Below are 23,454 nucleotides of genomic sequence, written 5' to 3'. Positions count from 1 at the left end.
TCCTGCGCCAAGTGGGGGTAACTAATTAAAATAATTGATAGTTTCAGTGTAGAAGTTAACAGCAGGAAAGATTTGATGAATGTCAATTTTTCAGGGTAAAGAGGTAACTCACTATTGATAACGAGTTATCGGGCACACAATGGGTACAAAAAAGCGCCTATCAATAGACGCTTTAAACGTTGCACAATGTGCATAGGTCAAATACAGAGGGTGGTATTTTAGTTAGAAACCTATCGTTAGCTCAACGCCGTAGAATTGGCGGTCATAGGAAGCTCCTGAATCCATGGCAAACGCAGCCGCATTCGAGTTTCCGAACCAAGGCGTACTGCTGTATTGGAATTCAGCACTACCACCCCAAGCGCCACTTACCCAACCGTGAATATGGCCAACAGGGTTTAGGAAGAAAAGGGTAAAGCTACCTACGCCTTCAGAGCCGAATACTTCGCCGCCATTGGCGACAATATCTTGCTCGGCTTCAAACATCATTTCACCGACGACTGCACCAAAAAATGGGGTAACAAATATATCTTGCCAAGAAGGGACTTCTGCAAACGCTTCCACCCCCATTTCCCAAAAGAAGGTAGACATAGCAGCAGAATATACAAATGACTCAAACTCGTTAAAACCTGCGTGTCTTGCAGCGGTATAGTACACACCCCCAAAATACGGGTGCATCACATAATTCAAAAAGTGCTCGTCGCGATCCCATACCGGACCAGCACTGATGTTATCTTTCCATTTCGAGCCTAATTGACTCATATCACGGTCTTCTTCGTCCCACTTTGTAATAGACTCTGGAAGTAGCGTCATTAAGCCAACAGTTGCCACACTTAGACCTAAGATAGTGTAGGTCTGTCCCATTAGGTAGTCCCAGTCTTTTTCATCTTGCATGACGAGATACTTAGGTAGACCAGGGTCTTCAACTTTAAGCTCTGGTTCTTTCAATGAAAGCATGAAGCTCTCTTCATTATGAAACAACGCAGGTTGGTAAGAGTATGTGTTGTCGTTAAGACAGAAGCTATTTTCACAATCGACCGTGTAAGAAAATTCTATATGTTGATTGACGTTAAAGTTGTTGGCGTTTGCACAGGCGGAAAACGATAACATCATTGCAGCGATGTTTTTCTTTAGCACGGTGGCTCCATTATTATGTTTATAAGATCCTAATCACAATTATCCAATAAAGGGCCGTTAATAGAAACCATAAAATGAACTATTTTAGGGAGTTATGAAGATTATTTTCGAACCATGAGCGTAAACATTACATAATTTTAATCAAAGTATGTGATGATAAGCATTGCAGTTCTCAATGACAGGAAATATTAATGACAAAAATCGCAATGCTTAGTACGGGGGAAGAGGTCCTCTACGGAGATATTGTTGATACCAATGCCGCTTGGTTATCACGACTTTTCTTTGCTAATGGTTTTTCTTTGTATAAGCGCTCCACCGTAGGTGACAGTTTGGTTGCGTTGAAAGAAGAAATACTCATGCTAAGTTTCAATTGTGATGTTGTCATCGTCAATGGTGGACTCGGTCCGACAACGGATGACTTAAGTGCCGCTGCCGCCGCAGAATCAGCAGATGAAGCGTTGACTTTATTTCCAGAGTGGCTGGATAAGCTCCATGCCTTTTTCAATGCTCGAGGCATCACGATGCCAGAAAGTAATGTTAAACAAGCCATGCTCCCCCAAAGCGCCTCGATTATAGATAATCCGATAGGAACAGCGTGCGGTTTTCAAATGGTGATTAACGATTGCCTCTTCTACTTTACGCCAGGTGTTCCTAAAGAGTTTGAGTTGATGGTGGAAACTCAGATCTTGACGGATCTAAGGCACCGTTTCCCTGAACGAGAAAGTTACAGTTGCAGCCGGCTATTTACACTAGGGACTTCCGAGTCAGTGTTGTCAGATAAACTCGACAAACTGCAACTTCCAAAGGGGTATATGATTGGATACCGCTCATATTTACCTTTTATCGAAGTGAAGTTATTTGCGCCTCAACACGATCTAGACACTCAAGTTCGTTTGCTGCAAATGATCTATAAGCTTATTGAACCTAACGTGGTGAGTGTTGATGAAAGCATGCTTTCTCATATCGGGCATCTGGTCGCTGAAAAGAAACAGTCTATCTCAATTTCAGAGCAATCAACCCATGGATGGCTGTCCAATTGGCTCCATTCAGACGTCAATGCGAATCCATTTTGTGGCCACTCATGGATTATGAGCGGTTCTTTAGACGTTTCAAGCCAAGAAAAGAACCCTTTGGCCGCCGCATTTGCTTTAGCAGGGGCAACACGAGAAAAGTGTTCAACCGACATTGCGTTAGTGACGGGCAAGTTAGAAGATAATGCGTTTTCTATCGCCTTATCTACTTCCAAAGGGGAGTGGGGTCAAACGCTAGAATTCAAACGTCAATATTCTATGGCTGAACGAAAAGAACTGATTTCGACGATTGCGGCAGATATGCTCCGACGGTATCTGTCAGGTAAGCCGATGTTTATCCAATACAGCTCGGTGACGAGCGTAAAAGAGATGTTTATTCCTTCAACTCTTATTTAATCCGCAACTCTTATTAATCAACAATCCAAGAGGCTACTTATATCAAAAGTAGCCTTTGTCAAACGTCTACCGAGTGCCGTGCCGTAATAAAGTGATGAAACTACTCCTTATTACATAGCGATGTGCAATTATATTTCTTATAAATAAATGGTCTAAATGTAAGTTGATGATTTCAATATAGCGGGCTCATTGTCCTATTTTTGAGGCTATCAATGGTGGCGATTACTTGTACACTATCTCCTTCGATGAAACATTCGGTCAAGGAGGTCACTGTGTTTTCTCACTCGAAAATTTTAGTCTGGTATCAAGTGGCAAGTCAAAAAGTGGTTTTAGGTGAAGCGCTTAGCACCCATGGTTACGACTTGGCATCTGATTGGCGACACGCGCCGATTGAAGACAGCAGCAAAGTGGCGCAAGGATATCGTCTCTCTTTGTTTGATGATGACGGTCGAGAAATTGCGGATAAACCGGTTTCGATGTTTACGGCTGATGCATTTTTGGAAGGAATAAAAAAGGCCAGTTTATAACTGACCTTTCTCGATGACTTTGATGAATGCGCGCTACGCGCGTTTTTCTTTCAGTCGATAGCGAACATTTGATAGCTCAACGTTGCTTTTGGCTTTACAGATACAAGGCAAAATTTCATTATTCTCTGTATAGGCCATAGCAAAACCAACAAACTCGACTTCCCCTGAATCCAATGTACAGCGACACGCTCCGCAGTGCCCGTCACGGCAATTGTATTCTGGCTCAAGACCAGCCAACTCGAGCGATTCCAATAAGGTATTGGAAGAGTTTGACTCAATGGTGGTGACTTTGTTGATTTTAAGTTGGGCCATTACAGTTCAAAATCCTCAAAATCATTTGCGCTAACTTCGTTGTCAATCTGGCCAACCAGGTAAGAGCTGATTTCTGCTTCCTGTGGCGCGACTTGCACGTTATCTGAAGATAACCAGGCATTGATCCAAGGAATAGGGTTCGATGTCGCCTCAGGGTATGCGGTGCCTAGGCCAACCGCTTGCATACGAACATTAGTGATGTACTCGACGTATTGGCACAAGATATCTTTGTTTAAGCCAATCATAGAGCCATCTTTGAATAGGTATTCAGCCCATTCTTTTTCTTGCTCAGCAGCATCTTTAAATAGATCGAAACACTCTTGCTTACACTCTTCCGCGATTTGCATAAAGGAGAAATCATCTTGACCATTACGAAGGATGTTCAGCATATGCTGAGTACCAGTAAGGTGAAGAGCCTCATCGCGAGCAATAAGCTTGATTATCTTAGCGTTACCTTCCATAAGTTCACGTTCAGCAAACGCAAAGGAACAGGCAAAGCTGACATAAAAACGAATGGCTTCTAGAGCGTTCACTGACATTAGGCAAAGGTATAATTTTTTCTTCAAATTATGCAGAGAAACCGTTACTGATTCACCGTTAATTTGATGAGTACCTTCACCATAGCGGTGGTAGTCGCTGGTTAGCTCAATCAATTCATCATAGTAACGAGCGATATCCTTCGCGCGGCTAAGAATGTGTTCGTTTTCAACGATATCATCGAACACAATGCTAGGATCGTTAACGATGTTACGAATGATATGCGTGTACGAACGTGAGTGAATCGTTTCCGAGAATGACCAAGTTTCAATCCAAGTCTCGACTTCTGGTAGTGACACCAATGGCAGTAAGGCAACGTTCGGGCTGCGACCTTGTATCGAATCAAGCAGCGTTTGATATTTCAGATTAGAAATAAAAATGTGCTTTTCATGTTCAGGAAGTTTGTTGTAGTCGATTCTATCACTCGACACATCGACTTCTTCTGGACGCCAGAAAAAGCTCAATTGCTTTTCGATCAGTTTTTCAAAAATCTCAAATTTCTGCTGGTCATAACGAGCAACGTTAACAGGTTGACCCAGAAACATAGGTTCTTTTAATTGGTCATTTTTGTTTTGAGAAAAAGTACTGTAAGCCATAAATGCCTCAATTCCTTTTTAAGCCCTTCCGTAAAGAAGGGCAATAAATCTTAGGGTTGTTGTTGATTGCGTTTCATGAGAAGTCACAAGTTAAATCTTGCAACCACCTCCTGCGCAATCTTCCTCTTCAACAGCAACCGAATCGGATTGCTCGTCTTTAGCGCCATCGCGGGTATTATGGTAATAAAGTGTCTTTACGCCATATTTATAAGCGGTGAGAAGATCTTGTAGAAGTTTCTTCATTGGCACTTTACCACTATCGTAAACGCTAGGGTCGTAGTTTGTATTCGCTGAGATGGCTTGGTCGACAAACTTTTGCATGATACCCACAAGGTGAAGGTAGCCATCGTTTGGACCGATATTCCATAATAACTCGTAGTTCTCTTTGAGATTAACGAAATCAGGAACAACCTGCTTCAAAATACCATCTTTAGACGCTTTGACAGAGACATACCCACGAGGTGGCTCAATGCCGTTTGTCGCGTTGGAGATCTGCGATGAGGTCTCTGATGGCATTAGTGCTGTTAACGTTGAGTTACGCAGACCGTATTCCATAATGTCAGAGCGCAGCGCATCCCAGTCGTAATGCAAAGGTTCATCACAAATCTTATCAATGTCCGCTTTATAAGTATCGATGGGTAGCAGACCTTTCGCGTAGTTCGTCTCATGGAACGAAGGACAACGACCTTGTTCTTTCGCGAGTTCAACCGATGCTCTTAGAAGGTAGTATTGAATCGCTTCAAAAGTACGGTGAGTCAAACCATTTGCGCTACCGTCAGAATATTTCACGCCATTCTTAGCTAAGTAGTAGGCATAGTTGATAACGCCGACACCTAAAGTACGACGGTTCATTGTTGACTTGTACGCCGCTGGTAATGGGTAGTCTTGGTAATCCAATAAGGCGTCGAGAGCACGAACAACCAGATCGGATAATTCAGCCAGATCATCTAATTCGTTGATAGCCCCAAGATTGAAAGCAGAAAGAGTACAAAGAGCGATCTCGCCTTGATCATCTTCTACATTCGAAAGAGGCTTCGTTGGCAATGCAATTTCTAAACATAAGTTAGATTGACGAACCGGTGCTACTTTTGAATCAAATGGGCTATGAGTATTACAGTGATCGACATTTTGGATGTAGATACGACCAGTAGAGGCTCTTTCTTGCATAAGAAGAGAGAACAGCTCAACGGCCTTTACCGAGGTTTTCTTAACCGATGGGTCATTTTCGTATTGAACATATAAACGCTCAAATTCATCTTGATCTTCGAAGAAAGCATCGTATAGGCCAGGAACGTCAGACGGTGAGAATAAACTGATGTTTCCACCTTGGACCAGGCGAGAATACATGAGTTTGTTCAGCTGTACGCCGTAATCCATATGACGAACACGGTTTTCTTCAACACCACGGTTATTTTTGAGTACCAACAGTGATTGGACTTCACCATGCCAAAGAGGGTAGAAGACGGTTGCTGCGCCGCCTCGCACACCACCCTGAGAACAACATTTCACTGCGGTTTGGAAATACTTATAAAAAGGGATACAACCCGTGTGAAAAGCTTCACCACCTCGTATTTCTGAGCCTAAAGAACGAATACGCCCCGCGTTAATACCAATACCAGCGCGTTGAGAGACATAACGAACAATCGAGCTAGCGGTCGCATTGATAGAATCTAAACTATCGCCACATTCGATAAGAACGCATGAACTGAACTGACGGGTCGGCGTACGCACACCCGCCATAATTGGCGTTGGCAGTGAGATTTTGAATGTCGACGTCGCATCGTAGAAACGCTTGATGTAGCCAAGACGAGTTTCTCTTGGATAATTCGCAAACAAGCACGCTGAAACTAGAATATACAGAAACTGCGCACTTTCATAGATTTCACCAGACACACGGTTCTGAACGAAGTACTTTCCTTCGAGTTGTTTAACGGCAGCATAAGAGAAGTCTAAATCACGTTTGTGGTCGATGTAGCTGTTTAGCTCTTCAAATTCAGCTTGAGAATAATCTTCCATCAAGTGCTTATCATATTTTCCCGTTTCGACGAGACGAGAAACATGATCATAAAGCTTAGGCGGCTCATATTGGCCGTAGGCTTTTTTTCGTAAATGGAAGACAGCAAGACGCGCAGCCAAATATTGGTAATCTGGCGTTTCTTCTGAAATTAAATCAGCAGCAGACTTGATGATAGTTTCATGAATGTCAGAAGTCGTAATACCGTCATAGAACTGAATGTGAGCTCTTAGTTCTACTTGTGAAACGGAGACATTGTGAAGGCCTTCTGCAGCCCATGTGATCACGCGGTGTAGCTTCTCGAGATCAATACTTTCTTTACGTCCATCACGCTTGGTGACAGTGAGTTGTTGATTCATTCTGATTTCGTTCCCTAACAAAACGGATGAAAGCTCTATTTGTATGTAACTTTACTAAAATGGGTACTGGCTTTGTGATCAAGCTCTCTCTATATATTCTAGTTCAAAACACAACATATAGGGGTATCTGGTCATTTGGGTTACAAGATAGTGCTATGCCATGCAATTATCAAGGCAGAGATCTTGGATGACTTGTGGATAACTGACAAATTTAAAAAAAACTGTAAGTGTCCACTTACTGAGGAAGAAAGAACGTTGCTGAGTGTCTAAAGTTACCGTTTTGTAATCGGTTTAAATCTCGCCACAAACAAAAATATTTTCCTTGATCTTTTGCTAAAAATCGAACCTTAAATCAGACTGTACAATTTGGAATCTAACGCACAAAAACCAAGCAACAAAAGGAAGAATGGGCAGCATTAATACATGCTACCCAGGAGACAAATCAATTTGCCCTAGATAGGGTAATGAGTGTGGACAATGTAATTGACATCCACATTTGGGCCCAGCTTATAAGCGTCTGTTAATGGATTGTAATGAAGCCCCGTGATTCCTTGCTCAACCAGGCTCGTTTTATCGACCATCTTGATCAGTTCCGAAGGGCGAATGAACTTGTCGTGGTCATGGGTACCTTCCGGCACTATTTTTAAGAGCTTTTCTGCCCCAACAATGGCAAACAGATACGATTTGAAGTTTCTGTTCAACGTTGAGAAGAAGACATGACCGCCAGGCTTAACAAGTGCAGCGCAAGATTGCACCACAGAAAGCGGGTCCGGTACATGCTCTAGCATTTCCATGCAAGTAACGACATCGTATTTCTGTGCATTCTCTAAGGCGTGATCTTCAATGGTACTTTGTATATAAGTAAGGGTGGTTCCGGTCTCCAGTGCATGTAGGCGAGCGACTTCTAGCGGTTCTTTACCCATATCTAGCCCAGTAACAATGGCGCCTTCTTTTGCCATGCTCTCAGCGAGAATACCGCCGCCACAACCCACATCTAAAACGACTTTTCCAAAAAGCCCGTCCGACTTCTCTAAGACATAGTTAAGACGCAGAGGATTAATTTGGTGAAGGGGTTTAAATTCGCCTTCAAAATCCCACCACCTTGATGCCATGTCTTCAAATTTTTTGATTTCGCTAGGGTCTACATTTTGCTTTGTGGTCATAATCCGTACTTCACTCATATTCCTATATACTTGCCAGCATTATAACGGGTTATCTGCACCTGACTATAGGTGAAGGGTTTTTCATCATTGAGCGGATGAAATTTAACCAATAATCAAGTGGGTATACAGCGATTGTGTAAATTCTCGGCAGTTGATTCACAACCAAGTTCACAACATGATAAAAGGAAAGGGAAAGTGATGCCGAATAGGCTAAATGTGTGTTATATTTTCCGACCTTGTACGTATCAATATACGATCAAAATATAGAGGGATAATGGCTCTATGAGCGATCTAGCTAAAGAGATCACGCCGGTAAACATAGAAGATGAACTTAGAGGTTCATACCTTGACTATGCGATGTCAGTCATCGTTGGTCGAGCGCTTCCAGATGTGCGTGATGGCCTAAAACCAGTACACCGCCGCGTTTTATTCGCGATGAATGTATTGGGTAATGATTGGAACAAATCATATAAAAAATCTGCCCGTGTGGTAGGTGATGTAATCGGTAAGTATCACCCACATGGTGATAGTGCTGTATACGAATCGATCGTTCGTATGGCGCAGCCGTTCTCACTACGCTATATGCTAGTCGATGGCCAAGGTAACTTTGGTTCGGTTGATGGCGATTCAGCGGCGGCAATGCGTTACACCGAAGTTCGTATGTCAAAAATAGCCGGCGAGCTATTGGCGGATCTTGATAAAGAGACCGTTGACTACGTTCCTAACTATGATGGAACAGAGCAAATCCCAGCGGTACTGCCTACTAAGATCCCGAACCTATTGGTTAACGGTGCTTCTGGTATCGCAGTCGGTATGGCAACCAATATTCCTCCGCATAACTTGACGGAAGTGATCGATGGTTGCTTAGCGTTCATTAATAATGAAGACATTACTATTGATGAACTCATGGACTACATCCCAGGTCCTGATTTCCCGACAGCAGCATTAATCAGTGGCCGCAAGGGCATTGTTGACGCCTATAAGACTGGTCGCGGAAAAGTCTACATGCGCTCTAAAGCGGATATAGAGGCGGATAAGAACGGTAAAGAAACGATCATCGTTACTGAGATCCCGTATCAAGTTAACAAAGCAAGATTGATTGAAAAAATCGCTGAGCTCGTTAAAGACAAGAAAGTAGAAGGTATCAGTGCACTACGCGATGAGTCTGACAAAGATGGTATGCGTATTGTTATTGAATGTAAGCGTGATGCTGTGGGTGAAGTTGTACTGAACAACCTTTACTCTCAGACACAGCTGCAAACGACCTTTGGTGTCAACATGGTTGCACTTAACAATGGCCAACCTCAGCTATTCAACCTGAAAGATATGTTGAAGTGCTTTGTTGATCACCGCCGTGAAGTGGTAACTCGTCGTACGATTTATGAGCTGAAAAAAGCTCGTGAACGCGCACATATTCTTGAAGCGCTTTCTCTTGCTCTAGCGAACATTGATGAAATTATCGCACTGATCAAGAACGCTCCGACACCAGCAGAAGCGAAAGTTGAGCTTGTTGCGCGTGGATGGGATCTTGGTAACGTCGCGTCAATGTTAGAGCGTGCAGGCACCGATGCTGCTCGTCCTGATTGGCTTGAAGATGAGTATGGTATTCGTGATGGTCAATACTACCTGACGGAAACCCAAGCTCAAGCAATCTTGGAATTGCGTCTTCATAGATTAACAGGTCTAGAACATGAGAAAATTCTAGATGAGTACAAAGCACTACTCGAAGAAATTGCCGAGTTAATGCATATCCTTGCAAGTACCGAGCGCTTGATGGAAGTTATCCGTGAAGAGCTTGAGCTAGTAAGAGAAAACTTTGGCGATGCCCGTCGCACTGAAATCACAGCCGCTGTCCATGATATTGATATGGAAGAGCTTATTGCTCGTGAAGATGTTGTTGTCACGTTGTCTCACGAAGGATACGTTAAGTACCAAATCTTGAGCGACTACGAAGCACAGCGTCGTGGTGGTAAAGGTAAGAGTGCCACTAAGATGAAAGAAGAGGATTACATCGAGCGTCTGCTGGTTGCTAATACTCATGACAACATCTTATGTTTCTCAACTCGTGGAAAAACGTACCGCTTGAAGGTATACCAATTACCGCAAGCGAGCCGTACTGCTCGTGGTAAGCCGATCGTCAATATCCTTCCATTGGAAGAAAACGAACGTATTACCGCAATCTTACCGGTTTCTGAGTTCAGCCCAGAGAAGTACATCTTCATGGCAACTGGCGATGGTACCGTTAAGAAAACATCATTAGATCAGTTTGCTAACGTACGAGCTAATGGCCTAATTGCTGTTAACTTACGTGACGAAGATTCATTGATTGGTGTTGATATCACCAATGGCGACAGTGACATTATGCTGTTCTCTAAAGCGGGTAAAGTGGTTCGCTTTAGTGAAGATAAAGTGCGTCCGATGGGTCGTACCGCAGCGGGTGTTCGTGGTATGAAACTGGTCGATGGCGATCAAGTTGTGTCACTTATTGTTCCTTCCACTGACGGTGAAATTTTAACGGTCACTGAGAATGGTTACGGTAAACGTACACAATTAGCCGAATACCCAACTAAGGGTAGAGCGACTCAGGGTGTTGTTTCCATCAAAGTTTCAGACCGTAATGGCCCAGTAGTTGGTGCTATTCAGGTTGACGAAGGCGATGAAATGATGATGATCACGGATGCTGGAACCTTGGTTCGTACCCGTGTATCTGAAGTCAGCCAAGTGGGTCGTAATACTCAAGGTGTTACTCTGATTCGTACTGCAGATGATGAAAATGTAGTGGGTCTTCAACGTATTGATGAAGTTGAAGAATCTGAACTGTTGGATGGTGAGCAATCTGAAGAAGCGTCTGAAGATGCGACAGCTTCAAGTGAGGTTACGTCACCGGATGTAGAGAGCAGTACAGACTCTGATAGTGAAGTGAACGAAGAGCCTGATGGCGAATAATCGTAAATCACGTTGAACAAAAGCCGAGCGATTTAGCTCGGCTTTTTTGTATCTGAGCAAGAATATCAACCAATTATGGGGTTTACATGATGAATGTTTTCTGTTCAATTAGTGTTGAAACCAATTAAAGGAGTTGAATATGACATTAGACACATGGATTGTGTATCTTATTGCCGTTCTCGTACTAACGGCATCACCAGGACCAAGTGCACTTTTATGTATGACGAAAGGCGTCACTCATGGTACAAAAACGGGTCTTTACACGGCTCTTGGTAGCTTAACCGCTATTACCTCGATATTAACCTTATCTTTCGTTGGCCTAGGGGTCATCGTCTCATCTTCAGAGTGGCTATTTAATATTATTAAATGGATAGGCGCGGCATATTTAGTTTATCTCGGCATTCAGTCTTTTCGCTCTCAGCAACAGGACTATCAAGCAGCAGACAATAAGCCAAGTGAAGAGGCCAATATTCGCGAACACTTTCTGAGTGGCTTTATTGTGGGAGCAAGTAACCCCAAAGCGATTCTGTTCTTTAGTGCACTTTTTCCACAATTTATTGATGCAAGCTCAAATATGCTGGTCCAGTACATCATCTTCTGCTTAACATTTGTTGTCTTGGAATTTTCATGGTTAATGCTTTACGTACGCTTGGGGAATCGCTCCTCTAGTTGGCTATTTGCAAAAGGAAGAGCCAAGCTATTTAATCGTTTGACGGGCGGTGTTTTTATTGGAGCCGGAACCTTACTGTCCTTTTCGAGCCGAAACTGAGAGTAGGGTGAGGAGAGAGTGAGAGTCAGTGTCAGTGTCAGTGGCCACACCTTTCAAGATATACCCATATAAATTCAGTGTTATATAAAACGTATAGAGCCTAGTACGTCGCTAGGCTTTTGTAATTTTGCTATCAAAATAAGTCAATCCAGCCTCGTTTAAGTACGATTTTTACTCAACTGGTCCGAAATATAGTAGGAAAGTTACAAGGATACGTACGGATTACTGATTCTCACCATGAAATACTGTATCATTACAGACGCGAATCACGACAACTAGAAACCATCATAGGTATTAATACCTATCGCAGTAAATAACGGGTCTTCTTAGCTTGTTAAAACACTCGATAACTGCATGAGAGTTTTTGATAGTAGAATCTCTATCTACCGAAAACCCTGTCTTGCTATCAAGCTTTTTTCTACGCTATTTCTAACTACTTACTGTGATTGGTAAAAATGGGTGATTTTTACTGGTCGTGTTTTTTATCGACTACGATTTTAGTTTTAAGAGAGGAATGATGACGAAAGGGATCGATAAGTACAGTATTGACAGCACGGACTATACCGTAGGTCAAGATAACGTTCAGAAATGGGGATTTGACGTACACAACCCTGTATTTGGTATAAGTGCTGGTTTGATTGGGCTATTTTTGCTCGCAGTATTGTTTTCAGATGCTGAAACCGCCAAAACGGCACTGGACGGAGTCAAATGGAAAATTATTGGCGCTTTTGATTGGCTGTTCATTTGGTCTGGGAATATCTTTGTACTATTTTGTCTGGCTCTTGTGGTCTCGCCATTTGGCAAAATTCGCCTAGGCGGACAAGATGCCGTTGCAGATTATTCATTAATTTCCTGGTTCTCAATGCTGTTTGCAGCGGGTATGGGTATTGGTCTGATGTTTTGGAGTGTTGCAGAGCCGGTTGCCTACTTCACTGGCTGGTATGAAACACCACTTAACGTAACACCCAATACACCAGAAGCCGCTCGACTAGCATTGGGTGCCACTATGTATCACTGGGGATTACACCCATGGGCGATATACAGTGTTGTTGCGTTATCGCTAGCCTTCTTTACCTACAATAAAGGACTTCCACTCTCTATCCGTTCTATTTTTTACCCTATTTTAGGGGATAGAGCATGGGGTTGGCCTGGTCATATCGTAGACATACTTGCGGTATTAGCAACACTGTTTGGTCTTGCTACATCACTTGGTTTGGGTGCTCAGCAAGCTGCGAGTGGTATCCAACATGTATTTGGCATAGAGGCAGGCTTAACCACGCAAATCATCGTTATTACCATTGTGACCTTATTAGCGGTTGTGTCAGTGATACGTGGTATCGATGGCGGTGTTAAAGTCATTAGTAATATCAACATGATTATTGCTGTTGCCCTCCTAGTACTCGTTTGTCTAGTGGGCTACGCGGTGACATTGGGTTCTATTCCAACAACACTCTTTTCTTACATTGAAAATATCATTCCATTGAGTAACCCTCACGGACGTGCCGATGAAGCATGGTTCCAAGGCTGGACGGTATTCTACTGGGCGTGGTGGGTATCATGGTCACCATTTGTAGGGATGTTTATCGCGCGTGTTTCTCGAGGTCGCACGGTTAGACAATTCATCACTGCAGTACTACTTATCCCTACAGCATTTACCATACTGTGGATGTCTACATTCGGTGGAATGGCGATTGATCAAGTTAAGAATGGCGTAGGTGAACTCGGTGTAAATGGATTGACGGACGTGTCTCTGGCGATGTTCCAGATGTTCGATTTACTGCCGCTTGGTTCTTTGCTTTCTATTGTGGCCGTTGTTCTGGTTCTTGTATTCTTTATTACGTCTTCAGACTCCGGTTCATTGGTTATCGACAGCATTACTTCAGGCGGAAAAATAGACGCACCGGTACTACAACGTGTCTTTTGGGCCTTTATGGAAGGGGCCATTGCCGTCGCATTACTCTGGATCGGTGGTACTCAAGCGATTGAAGCGCTTCAAGCCGGAGCCATTTCAACCGCATTACCATTTGTATTTATATTGCTTCTGATGTGTGTAAGTCTATTAATGGGTATGCGCACAGAAAAACGTTAATCAACGAGCACTAAGATAATCGACGCACGATCAAAAACTCTAGCCATGCCGCTAGAGTTTTTTTTATCTGAACATATTGCGAGAGAATGGTTAACCGAATAGGTGAGTACTCTTAATTGGAATAGCAGGGTAAAGCTTAGATCCAAAAATCTCGTATAGGCTGATTAGGATCGTAGTGGTATGAAATTTGTGCTTGTAGCAGCTCGGCTGTGGCGATGGCATCAGTAAGGGCATGATGCGGAGTGTAAGTGGGCAGGTGGTAACGAATACGACTTTGCCCAAGCCTGACAGATTGTGGTTTTTTCCCTTTGAGTCTGTTCCAGAACCCTCCAGCCCATTGCGCTTGGATGCGACTTTCTATTTGCATGGTATCGACAACCGGGAACTCAATTCCTTCCTCAAACCGAGCACGTAGAGCTCGATCTAAAAACTCTCGTTCAATACGATGGTAATGAACAACCAGAATACGGCCAGAAAGGCACGCTAAGATTTCTTCAATAACCTCGGTTAAATCGGGTGCGTCGATGATGTCACTGTGGGTTATTCCATGGATCACCACAGATTCTTCGCTCAACTGTTTTCTTGGTCTGACGGTCCAGTGTTGGGCTCGATTCAGATAGATTCGATTGAGAGTGAACGGAACGACTCCCACGGTAATGATATCGTCTTTTTTTGGATCTAACCCGGTGGTTTCAAAATCAACAGCTAGAAATTCGATGTCACCAATGGGCGTGGTCGCATCAGGAATAGACTGCTGATAAAAATGAGTCAGGACAGGGTGCTTTGCCATAGCAAGATGCTTTTTAAACTTTAAAGCCCAATCTACGGCTGGTTTGCGTATAAAACTATTCATGCCAGGGTCCTATTTGAAACTGCTGCTAGCTTGGTAACGGAATTTCAAAAAGTTTTGTGCGTTACTCAAAATCTGAAAGGCGTCTTTTAAATTGCGGCGCTCAAAATCGGACAAGTTTTCTGGCTCGATATTATTATCTGGCTCAATTTCGTTTTCTACGTCAATGGCTTGGTGACGAATGCGTACCATGGAAATGAACTCCATTGCATCTCGAAGATCTTGTGCTCGACCTTTAGGGAGAATGCCGGCATCAATAATATCGTCCAATCGCTCAAAAGAATTGGTTGAACGTGAACCGACTGCCAGGGCATGAACGCGAATGAGATCGGCAAGTGGTGCCGTACCTCGGCGTTTCAAGTTGATGGAGTTGTTGTGGCGACCATCTTTTTCCATAACGAAATCTTTAAAAAAGCCAAGTGGTGGCGTTCGATTGAGTGCATTTCGAGCGAGACACGCTAGAAAACGATTGTTCTTCTTTGCACGGCGCACGATAAAACTATTCAACTGTTCCGCCCATTTTAAGCGACCATAAACACCATCAAGATCAAAAAATATCGAGGAATTAAGCAACGCTTTTGGGTTGGGGTCATCTATCCAATCAGAGAAGCACTCTTCCCATTCGCGTCGTGTCATTCGCCAGTCGGGATTGGTGGCCATAATGTCGCCAGTGCACAGAGTGTAACCACACATAGCAAGGCCATCACAAACAAACCGAGCGAACTTCTCAAAGTAAGCGCTGTGCTTTTCAGGAATGTAGCTGTCATCAAGGATAATGGCGTTATCTTGATCCGTGACGATAAGTTGCTCGTCTCGACCCATGGAACCAAGTGCTAAAAAGCAATATTGGATCGGTGCAGGGCCAAGTTCTTGCTCAGCAAGCTCGATGATGCGCTGTTTGAAACTACGACCAATAACCGACATTGCTGTCCCAACCATGTGAGAATTGGCATCTTCGTTGACCAGGCGCACAAAGCTGTCTTTCACTTGCTCAGAAATTTGGACGAGCTCTTCGATGGTTTGCTGTTGGAAAATACTGCTTACAAGAAGAAGAGAGTTTTGAGACTCATACCGAACGATATCGGTAGCTTCGATTATCCCAATGGGTTGGCGATCTTTTAGTACGGGGAGATGATGAACATTGTATCGCAACATGGTCAGCATCGCTTCATAGACGTAGGCGTTGTGATCAAGAGAGATCACTTCCGTAGTCATCACGCTGGCAACGTCATCATTTGCGTCTAATCCCTCAGCGATAACTCGAGTACAGAGGTCTCTATCGGTAATGATTCCAAGAACGGGGCTTTCATCGCTATCATCATTGTCGAGCTTGTTTTGATCAATAATAAGCAGTGAAGAGACATTCTCTTCAGCCATTTTAATGGCCGCTTGCTGAATGGTTTCGGTTCCGGCAATAAAAAGTACGTCTCGCGTGAGTAGCGTCCGAACCTTACAGGTCGTTAAGTCGTTATCATCTTCGGTACTGGACACGGTTTGCCTAAGGCGGGCGTTATCTTCTACTTCCACAAAATCAGCGAAAGAGTCGTGGTTGTCATACAGTTCTTGGAATATCGCCTCCGGAAGACAATAGAGTAGAGTGTCTTCAATAGCCTTAGCAGGAAAGCGTACTTTATTATTGGTTAACAACCCCATTTGGCCAAAAACAGCGCCCTCATCGATGCGATTATAGAGTTCCCCTTTACGACGATAGACTTCAACGATACCGCTACGTACGATATACAAATCATTGATGTTATCGCCAAAGTGAATGATGGGGGTATCTTTACGAAAATAGGAAATTTCGACATGTTTGGTGACGTGTTCCAGCACTTCTGGAGGGAGATCATCAAATGGAGGGCGTTGAGAAAGAAAGTTTTGAATTTCGAGAAGTTCAGCTTCCATTATTGAATCCGTTGAGTCATTTTCCCGATAGTATACCATTTTGTATCGGTGTGTAGAGTGACGTACCGTATGTAATTAATGTGTAAATTGGTAGGTTGTATTGTGAACAATTTGGCGTTTGATAAAGCGTGAAAGTTAATAATAATTACATTGAATAAGAGAGACTTATGAGATTGAAAAAAATAGATTAATTGTAGTGAAAGTGCCAAGAGTTATCTGTACTATTCGGGTTTTATAAGTCTAATGTGAAACAATATGAAATTGACACTAAAGCGTAAACTCACCGCTAGTAGCATCGCGTCGGTAGTTTTGATGGCCACCATTTTAACCGCACTGTCTGGATTTAAGCTCGTTGATGAAACCAGATCGAACATCTACTCGCGATCAGAAAGCATTGCAGCAACGGCTTCGGAAGGCATTTCAGAGTGGGTGGATATTCGCAAAAATATTTCTTCAGCGTTTAACTATAACAGCACACAACCAGATGTTATCCCTTTCTTGAAACAAGCAAGAATTTCAGGTGGTTTCGATGATATATTTTTCGGTACGGTTAACGGCGATATGTTACGTTCGCACCCTGAACGGAATAGAGCTGGGTATGATCCGAGAGAGCGTCCTTGGTACAAAGACGCGCTAAAAGAGAATAAACAAATAGTGACCAGTGCGTACCAAGATGCGATAACCAATGAATTACTGGTCACTATTGCAGAGCCCGTTTACCAAGGTTCAAAATTGGCTGGCGTAGTAGGTGCTGATGTACTGATCAAACAGCTCGTGTCTGATGTGATAAATCTAGATGTCGGTCATAATGCTTATGCGGCTCTTATTGAGTCAAACGACGGGACGTTTTTAGCGCACCCAGACCAAAGTTTAACTCTCAAACCAATAACTCAGCTATCTAATCAGCTTTCTATGCCTTTCATTAGTAGTGCAATTCGAACAAATCAAGTAGAGCACATTTTTGTTAATGGAAAAGAAAAACTGATGTATTTTTATCCTGTTAGCGGCACCAGTTGGATTTTCACTATTGTCATGGATTATGAAACGGAAGCAGCGGGCAATATTTCGTTAATAGAGAGCTTAATCGTCACTGCATTGTTTGTCGCAATCTTTGTAATGATTATTCTCACTTTATTGGTCAACTATTTATTTAATGATCTCACTAGAGTTTCAGTAGCAATGGAAAACATTGCTAGTGGCGAAGCTGATCTCACGCAGAGAATCACACCTCGCTATGACGATGAAGTAGGAAAGATAGCTAATGATTTCAATGTGTTTGTTGGGAATATGCATAGCGTTGTGAGTAAATTAAATGAAGTAGCATCTTCATTATCTCTACAGGCTAAAACAACCTTATCGCAATCTGAAACACGAAGCCGTAGGATTGTTTCACAACAAGACGACATTAACATGGTTGCCACGGCTATTGATGAAATGGGTGCTGCAACTCAAGAGGTCGCAGGTAATGCTGATAACACCGCAAAACATTCTGAAGAAGCGGTGAGCGCCTGTATTCATGGCAGCGATCGAGTGACTCAAACGCATAACTCAATCAATAGCCTAGAGTCTGAAGTACAATCTGCGACGCAAATAATGCAGGAGCTTGAGATACACGCTAACAGTATCAACTCAATCATCTCTACGATTCAGGGCATTGCAGAGCAGACAAACTTACTTGCGCTGAACGCGGCGATTGAAGCGGCTCGAGCTGGTGAACAGGGCCGTGGTTTTGCGGTAGTTGCCGATGAAGTAAGAGTACTTAGCCAACGGACTCATGCTTCTACGACTGAAATCCAAACTATGATTGACACGTTGCAAGTTACTACGAGCAAAGCTGTAAATATAATGAACGATAGCCGAGATCTCGCGACAACAAGTGTAGAAGATGCAAACCTAGCATCAGTAAGCCTTGAGCAAATACAACAATCAGTGAAGCTGATAAGTGATATGGCAACACAAATCGCTTCAGCTGCCGAAGAGCAAGCGACGGTGACCTCTGAGATTTCTCGCAATACTGTGGGTATTCGTGATGTCTCCAACGAACTCGCGGAGGAAGCGCATCAAGCAGCAATACAAGCGGGTGAATTGTCGGCGCTTTCTAATGAACTTCAAAACGAAATAGGGCGCTTTAAGCTCTAAGAGACATACGCAGACAAAAGTTATGCGTATATACAATATCAAGATCATTTCGTAGAAAATAGAAACGCCAGCAAGTAATAATTGCTGGCGTTTTTTGTAGAGGCTTTAATCATTGATGAGCGGATCGTGCTTTTGATGCTTAGCTTTTAGCTTTTAGCACAGTGCAGTGTCTCAGTAACCTCATCAATAAACGGCCTAATCTATAAGGCCGTAATCGCTACGCAGCACATCGATAATTTCTTGCTTAGGATTTTGGCTGAGATGCACAGGTTTACCCGTAATCTTCTCTGCAATGCTGATATAAGTTCTAGAGATATCCATGAGAGCTTCATTTGGCAACGCGTTATCACGAGCCAACGCTTCTCTTTCTGGCATGCGTTCTTTATTTAGAAGAATATCTGGATCTGGAAAATGGCCTAAAAGGAATTGACGGAAACCTTCTTTCGAGTTTTCGACGATATTGCCTGCTTGATATTCTTTGGTATCCCAAATGCGAGAAGAATCCGGCGTGCCCACTTCATCCATATAGATGAGCTTTTCATTGCCCGCTGAGTCAGTGACATAGCCAAACTCAAATTTAGTATCGACAAACGTCTGATCAACATCGGCCAACGCTTTACTGATAACAGAAAAGCCATCTTTAAGCAGGGATTCGTATCGAGCTATATCGTCTGAGGTGGAGAAGTTGAAAGCAGCAAAGTTGTCTTCGATGTTCTTGCGAGAAATATTGACATCATCCGCCTCAGGGACTCCCGGAATACCCTTAAGAATTCCTTTTGTTGAAGGAGTAATAAGAAGCTCAGGCAGAACTTTATCTTTTTCTAAGCCTTCAGGAAGCTCAATACCACAGAATTCACGTTCACCTTTCTCGTAAGCACGCCACATTGAGCCTGTGATGTAATTTCTACAGATGGCTTCAATCATGACGGGTTTTGCTTTTTGCACAATCCAAACAAACGGATGTGGGATATCCAGTATATGACTGTCTGCGAGATTATTCTTCTTAAACAAATCAAACCAATGGTTAGATATTGCGTTAAGAGCAGCGCCTTTTCCTGGTACACCTTTAAGACCACCTTCAGCATGCCAAATACAATCAAAGGCAGAAATACGGTCACTGATGACCATGATAGCTAACGGTGCATCAGGAGCAACGTCGTACCCTTTTTCTTGAATTAGACGCTGGCTATCTTCATCGGTCAGCCAGTAAACAGAACGAACTTTGCCACTGTGGACTGGCTTGTTAGTGCGGATGGGTAAATCGTCATTGACGGCTAAAACTTGATCAGCAAGGCTCATTAGACATTCCTATTTTTTAAACGTCAGATTGAGAAGGAACCCAAGACTACAAACAGTAGGGCTTAGGCTGTGAATATGCCCCGCATCATACCAGAACTTTTTATCATCGACACTTAAAAAGCAAACGTTTGCTTAAAATCTATCGTATATCGATACAGCGAGAAAAAATAAAAAAGCGCCTCGAAAATGAGGCGCTAAAAGAGTGCGAAAATTCGTTGAACTTACTAGTGATACTTTTGGCCTCTGCCTTCAACGAAAAATACTTCACAGTCATGGAGCGACGCTAACGATTTGAGCAAGGCTTGGTTAACGTGGTCAATATTATTTGAAGCGACAACAGCACTGGCGTTGCCTGATTTAATGGCTTTTGTCACCGTTTCTAGTTCTGTCATCGATTGAGATGCTTTCATATGAATAATTTTATTGCAGCTGATTTTCGATGAAGAAAACTGTTCAAAATCAGGACGAGGGCATTCTGACGTAAATAGAATCCATTGCTGGCTACTTGATAAACCTGATAACCGACCCATGATTGAATCGTCGATCATCATTGGAGCTGTTGGCTGAGCAAGAGTGTTGTACTTAGAGTGCTGATTAGGTTGTATTTGCAACATATCCCTGTCCTTATATACATGCTGTATGCCTATACAGTAGTTTTATTTTGAGTAAGGATCAAGTAGAAGTTGCTTCAATTATGAACAAAATGTGATTTAGGTTGGGTGTTGAGATGGTTTAATGATCGGTAGAGGACAGTTTTAAAGGGCAGAAATTAAAAAAGCCACGTTAAGTGACTTTTTAGTGAAAGCTTTTGGTTGGCAGTGAAAGAGTGAGTAGAAAAGAAGAAGGGGTAGTCTAGTACTGTGCGCAGTGCTGCTCTTGGTGCTGACGTTCCGCAATGTTGAATTCGCGTACATCCAATGAAGCAAGGTCATAACAGTCTTCACATGAATTGTTAGACTTTCCATCAATATAATTAAGTTTGGTAAGGGCGCTTGGTTTTTTACACCAGTCACAAGTACCTTCTGAGCTGAACATTATTTTCTCCTTCTAAAGTGAAGTTCACTTTCAATTTTCTGCGAACATTATGACATATAAAAGGAAGTGAGGTTAATTGTTTGTTACATCCTTGAGAGAGGGATCGCTTGCGTGGTGAGGATTTTATCGTTGGCCCTCAAAACAAGACACCTAAATGTAACATTTAATTAACCTGGAGTGGCGTTACTTAATGTGTGTCAGTATGATTTTTAGCGCATTATTTAATCGTTTCATTTCATCATCCGTTCCACGCAAATCTGGGTGGTATAATTTGGACAGTTGTTTGTAACGAACTTTGATCGTTTTTTGATCGGGTAGTTTTGTCGAAGTGAATCCAAACATCGCGCAGGCAGTGTTCAGTTTCTGGTCGTTGGCATTTTTAGGTGATGCTTGTTGTAATTTTTTAAATTGTCTATAAATCGTTTCGATCTGTTTTTTTTGCTGCTTGATGATCAGTGCTTGAGCTTGGTTTGATTCAATCAGCCGCCGCTTTTGGTCATTCTCTGCTTTAGTTGCTTTAGTTGCTTTAGTTGCATGATCTGACTTAGCTCGGCGACGTCGGTTATATAAGAAGGTGATGATGGAAGCTGCAACGATGATTAAAACGATCAGAATGTAAGTTGGATTGGTATGATGGTTTATCACTGGCGTCTGATCTGAGGTGTGGTTTACATCCGTTTGCTGAGGCTCGAAGGCGATATCGAGTTGGTCAAGAGAAGAAACTTGTTGAGCTTTCCGTTGGTTGAATTTAGCTTCTAAGACTCTGCTGTATCCTTCAACTGCAAGCTCACTATTGGGTTGTGCCACCAAATACCAAATCTCGGCCATATCGAGGTTTTCTACTTGGTCTGCTGTTTGTTCATAAATGGTTGCGAGCGCTAGCTGAGCATCGACATTACCTGTCGTAGAAAGCTTAGTAAGCCAAAATACTGCCTGGGTTAAATCTGGCTCGGTTCCAATGCCTTTTAGGTAGTACGTAGCTAATGTAAAATGCGCTTGCGTATGGTTATTGGAGGCAGCTTGTTGATACCAATAAAAAGCTTGTTCAAGATCTGTTTCGGAGGCGGAATTGGCATACAGGTTTGCAAGTTGAAATTGAGCCAAGGCATCATTTGATTCCGCTCTTGGCGTAAGATCAGCTATTGGGTCGCCAAAACAAAGGCTCGGTAACAATAATAATAGAGAGAGAAGCCACTTCAAGATAAGCACATTCCGTTGTGATTTAATAAGGTTGGCTTTAAAACAAGCATAGCCACCATTGCTAAGTATAAGATTAGATGGCCTTACCTGCGAACAATACCACCAAGTATCAAGCATACACGCAAAGATACCGTCACAGGGTGTAATTTATTTCAATTGTTTTGGCGCTTGTGCACCATCAATTGGGCGATTAACCGAGACCTTACGGCCTTTTTTAAGCCCTACCTCATAGTCTGCGGTGAGGTTCTTCATCGCCTCCTTTAGCTGTTGCTTGAAGGTTTCTCTATCGATATTTTCGAATTCTTTGTCTATGTAGTTGTTGATTTTGTTATTGGATTCGTCATCTGGTGTGATGGTTGGTAACTTCTCTAACGCGCCTTCAACCCAACCGGAAACGAATGAATTGACCCGACGTGTCACTTCAAGTGATGAAGTGCCGCTGCCAGAAAAACTATTTCTGAACTGACCGGTGTGTTCGTTCATTTCTCGATAAATAATGTCAAACGCAAACGCAGCAAAGATGGCTCGATCAGCTTCGCCAATAAATTCCGCGCGTTTAAGGCCTTTATGGTTTAGTAAAACCGCCTCAACGCCAAACTTGGTGTTGATACCTCTAATAACGCGCAATAATGTCGAACTAATATTTGCAGGTAATAAGTGCGATGATTGTGTTTTGCCCATCTTGATGAACTCAATATCGTCTTTATCAAGGCCATACTTGAGCATCAAACTGTGCGCCATTTTGATGGCATTGGCGGCTTCGTTAACGTTGGCTGAGTTACCCAGTTCTAAGCACTTAGCAATTTTCTTTAGAGCTTTCTGTTTATTCATCGATATTTTAAGGCAGATGCGATTTTTACAAAGTCTGACATAATACCTTTTTATGGCTATAAACTGAATCGCTCTGATAAAAATACCCGTTAGATTAAAATAATCTGGCGATTTGAGGGAAAAAGAAGAGGGATTACCCCCCGAATAGACGCTTGGAATCGAGCGGACGTATTCAAATCTATTGAAGGTATTCAACGTTCAATTAAAAACTCCCTCTATTCGGTATCGTCAAAAAAGAGGGAGTCGGTAAGGTTTTGCTAACGTTGACTGTCACTTAATAACTGTCACCTAATAACAGCCACTTAATCACGATTACTTAATCATA

At 42.8% G+C, this 23,454-nt stretch carries 18 protein-coding genes; 6 read left to right on the top strand and 12 right to left on the bottom strand.

Annotated elements, in window-relative coordinates; translation table 11 throughout:
• Positions 1–222: 222 nt before the first annotated feature.
• The gene (locus tag QF117_RS14770) at positions 223–1,134 is read right to left on the bottom strand and encodes a DUF3943 domain-containing protein (RefSeq protein ID WP_282386457.1); all 912 of its coding nucleotides are present in this window, start codon (positions 1,132–1,134) and stop codon (positions 223–225) included.
• Between the two features lie 191 nt (positions 1,135–1,325).
• Between QF117_RS14770 and QF117_RS14765 the strand changes: the two genes are divergently transcribed.
• On the top strand, positions 1,326–2,561 hold the full coding sequence (locus QF117_RS14765) for a CinA family nicotinamide mononucleotide deamidase-related protein (RefSeq protein WP_282386456.1): 1,236 nt from the start codon (positions 1,326–1,328) through the stop codon (positions 2,559–2,561).
• 272 nt (positions 2,562–2,833) lie between these two features.
• Entirely contained in the window at positions 2,834–3,088 is a 255-nt protein-coding gene (locus tag QF117_RS14760) for a hypothetical protein (RefSeq protein ID WP_282386455.1), read from the top strand.
• 33 nt (positions 3,089–3,121) lie between these two features.
• Here the strand turns inward: QF117_RS14760 and yfaE are convergent, their stop codons facing one another.
• From yfaE to ubiG, 4 genes are all read right to left on the bottom strand, one after another.
• Positions 3,122–3,400: a class I ribonucleotide reductase maintenance protein YfaE gene (yfaE, locus tag QF117_RS14755; RefSeq protein ID WP_282386453.1), complete on the bottom strand. Its 279-nt coding sequence runs from the start codon at positions 3,398–3,400 to the stop codon at positions 3,122–3,124.
• Complete coding sequence (gene nrdB, locus QF117_RS14750) at positions 3,400–4,533, bottom strand: class Ia ribonucleoside-diphosphate reductase subunit beta (protein ID WP_282386452.1); 1,134 nt, start codon at positions 4,531–4,533, stop codon at positions 3,400–3,402. Before nrdB ends, yfaE begins: the two co-directional genes overlap by 1 nt.
• A 90-nt stretch (positions 4,534–4,623) precedes the next feature.
• The gene (gene nrdA, locus QF117_RS14745; RefSeq protein WP_282386451.1) at positions 4,624–6,906 is read right to left on the bottom strand and encodes a class 1a ribonucleoside-diphosphate reductase subunit alpha; all 2,283 of its coding nucleotides are present in this window, start codon (positions 6,904–6,906) and stop codon (positions 4,624–4,626) included.
• 452 nt (positions 6,907–7,358) lie between these two features.
• Positions 7,359–8,069 carry a bifunctional 2-polyprenyl-6-hydroxyphenol methylase/3-demethylubiquinol 3-O-methyltransferase UbiG gene (gene ubiG, locus QF117_RS14740; protein ID WP_282386449.1) on the bottom strand — a complete coding sequence of 237 codons (711 nt, stop codon included), beginning with the start codon at positions 8,067–8,069 and terminating at the stop codon, positions 7,359–7,361.
• Between the two features lie 282 nt (positions 8,070–8,351).
• Between ubiG and gyrA the strand changes: the two genes are divergently transcribed.
• From gyrA to QF117_RS14725, 3 genes are all read left to right on the top strand, one after another.
• Positions 8,352–11,015: a DNA topoisomerase (ATP-hydrolyzing) subunit A gene (gene gyrA / locus QF117_RS14735; RefSeq protein WP_282386447.1), complete on the top strand. Its 2,664-nt coding sequence runs from the start codon at positions 8,352–8,354 to the stop codon at positions 11,013–11,015.
• A 139-nt stretch (positions 11,016–11,154) separates the two neighbouring features.
• On the top strand, positions 11,155–11,784 hold the full coding sequence (locus tag QF117_RS14730) for a LysE family translocator (RefSeq protein ID WP_282386446.1): 630 nt from the start codon (positions 11,155–11,157) through the stop codon (positions 11,782–11,784).
• 517 nt (positions 11,785–12,301) lie between these two features.
• Entirely contained in the window at positions 12,302–13,873 is a 1,572-nt protein-coding gene (locus QF117_RS14725) for a BCCT family transporter (protein ID WP_282389497.1), read from the top strand.
• Between the two features lie 136 nt (positions 13,874–14,009).
• Here the strand turns inward: QF117_RS14725 and QF117_RS14720 are convergent, their stop codons facing one another.
• Complete coding sequence (locus tag QF117_RS14720) at positions 14,010–14,726, bottom strand: 3'-5' exonuclease (protein WP_282386444.1); 717 nt, start codon at positions 14,724–14,726, stop codon at positions 14,010–14,012.
• A gap of 9 nt (positions 14,727–14,735) precedes the next feature.
• Positions 14,736–16,625: a putative nucleotidyltransferase substrate binding domain-containing protein gene (locus QF117_RS14715; protein WP_282386442.1), complete on the bottom strand. Its 1,890-nt coding sequence runs from the start codon at positions 16,623–16,625 to the stop codon at positions 14,736–14,738.
• 255 nt (positions 16,626–16,880) lie between these two features.
• Between QF117_RS14715 and QF117_RS14710 the strand changes: the two genes are divergently transcribed.
• Complete coding sequence (locus QF117_RS14710) at positions 16,881–18,764, top strand: methyl-accepting chemotaxis protein (protein WP_282386441.1); 1,884 nt, start codon at positions 16,881–16,883, stop codon at positions 18,762–18,764.
• 195 nt (positions 18,765–18,959) lie between these two features.
• On the opposite strand, the gene QF117_RS14705 is transcribed toward QF117_RS14710, so the two are convergent.
• From QF117_RS14705 to QF117_RS14685, 5 genes are all read right to left on the bottom strand, one after another.
• A complete protein-coding gene (locus QF117_RS14705) occupies positions 18,960–20,063 on the bottom strand; it encodes a phosphoribosylaminoimidazolesuccinocarboxamide synthase (protein ID WP_017038913.1) in 1,104 nt (367 codons plus the stop codon).
• Between the two features lie 224 nt (positions 20,064–20,287).
• Complete coding sequence (locus tag QF117_RS14700) at positions 20,288–20,677, bottom strand: SulA-like leucine-rich domain-containing protein (RefSeq protein WP_282386437.1); 390 nt, start codon at positions 20,675–20,677, stop codon at positions 20,288–20,290.
• A 238-nt stretch (positions 20,678–20,915) separates the two neighbouring features.
• Complete coding sequence (locus tag QF117_RS14695) at positions 20,916–21,098, bottom strand: hypothetical protein (RefSeq protein WP_017035336.1); 183 nt, start codon at positions 21,096–21,098, stop codon at positions 20,916–20,918.
• Positions 21,099–21,281: 183 nt separating this feature from the next.
• The gene (locus tag QF117_RS14690) at positions 21,282–22,307 is read right to left on the bottom strand and encodes a J domain-containing protein (protein WP_282389496.1); all 1,026 of its coding nucleotides are present in this window, start codon (positions 22,305–22,307) and stop codon (positions 21,282–21,284) included.
• Positions 22,308–22,445: 138 nt separating this feature from the next.
• Complete coding sequence (locus QF117_RS14685; RefSeq protein ID WP_026026758.1) at positions 22,446–23,129, bottom strand: DUF2786 domain-containing protein; 684 nt, start codon at positions 23,127–23,129, stop codon at positions 22,446–22,448.
• Positions 23,130–23,454: the final 325 nt, after the last annotated feature.

The sequence above is a fragment of the Vibrio sp. YMD68 genome (genome assembly GCF_029958905.1).
Taxonomy (GTDB): domain Bacteria; phylum Pseudomonadota; class Gammaproteobacteria; order Enterobacterales; family Vibrionaceae; genus Vibrio.
Note: the sequence above shows the minus strand (reverse complement) of the source record. Positions and strands in the feature narration are given on the sequence as shown.

Excerpts from the sequence above, each read along its gene's own strand:
- QF117_RS14765 (WP_282386456.1), top strand. The coding sequence starts at position 1,326 with ATGACAAAAATCGCAATGCTTAGTACGGGGGAAGAGGTCCTCTACGGA.
- yfaE (WP_282386453.1), bottom strand. The coding sequence starts at position 3,400 with ATGGCCCAACTTAAAATCAACAAAGTCACCACCATTGAGTCAAACTCT.
- nrdB (WP_282386452.1), bottom strand. The coding sequence starts at position 4,533 with ATGGCTTACAGTACTTTTTCTCAAAACAAAAATGACCAATTAAAAGAA.
- nrdA (WP_282386451.1), bottom strand. The coding sequence starts at position 6,906 with ATGAATCAACAACTCACTGTCACCAAGCGTGATGGACGTAAAGAAAGT.
- ubiG (WP_282386449.1), bottom strand. The coding sequence starts at position 8,069 with ATGACCACAAAGCAAAATGTAGACCCTAGCGAAATCAAAAAATTTGAA.
- gyrA (WP_282386447.1), top strand. The coding sequence starts at position 8,352 with ATGAGCGATCTAGCTAAAGAGATCACGCCGGTAAACATAGAAGATGAA.
- QF117_RS14730 (WP_282386446.1), top strand. The coding sequence starts at position 11,155 with ATGACATTAGACACATGGATTGTGTATCTTATTGCCGTTCTCGTACTA.
- QF117_RS14725 (WP_282389497.1), top strand. The coding sequence starts at position 12,302 with ATGACGAAAGGGATCGATAAGTACAGTATTGACAGCACGGACTATACC.
- QF117_RS14720 (WP_282386444.1), bottom strand. The coding sequence starts at position 14,726 with ATGAATAGTTTTATACGCAAACCAGCCGTAGATTGGGCTTTAAAGTTT.
- QF117_RS14715 (WP_282386442.1), bottom strand. The coding sequence starts at position 16,625 with ATGGAAGCTGAACTTCTCGAAATTCAAAACTTTCTTTCTCAACGCCCT.
- QF117_RS14710 (WP_282386441.1), top strand. The coding sequence starts at position 16,881 with ATGAAATTGACACTAAAGCGTAAACTCACCGCTAGTAGCATCGCGTCG.
- QF117_RS14705 (WP_017038913.1), bottom strand. The coding sequence starts at position 20,063 with ATGAGCCTTGCTGATCAAGTTTTAGCCGTCAATGACGATTTACCCATC.
- QF117_RS14700 (WP_282386437.1), bottom strand. The coding sequence starts at position 20,677 with ATGTTGCAAATACAACCTAATCAGCACTCTAAGTACAACACTCTTGCT.
- QF117_RS14695 (WP_017035336.1), bottom strand. The coding sequence starts at position 21,098 with ATGTTCAGCTCAGAAGGTACTTGTGACTGGTGTAAAAAACCAAGCGCC.
- QF117_RS14685 (WP_026026758.1), bottom strand. The coding sequence starts at position 23,129 with ATGAATAAACAGAAAGCTCTAAAGAAAATTGCTAAGTGCTTAGAACTG.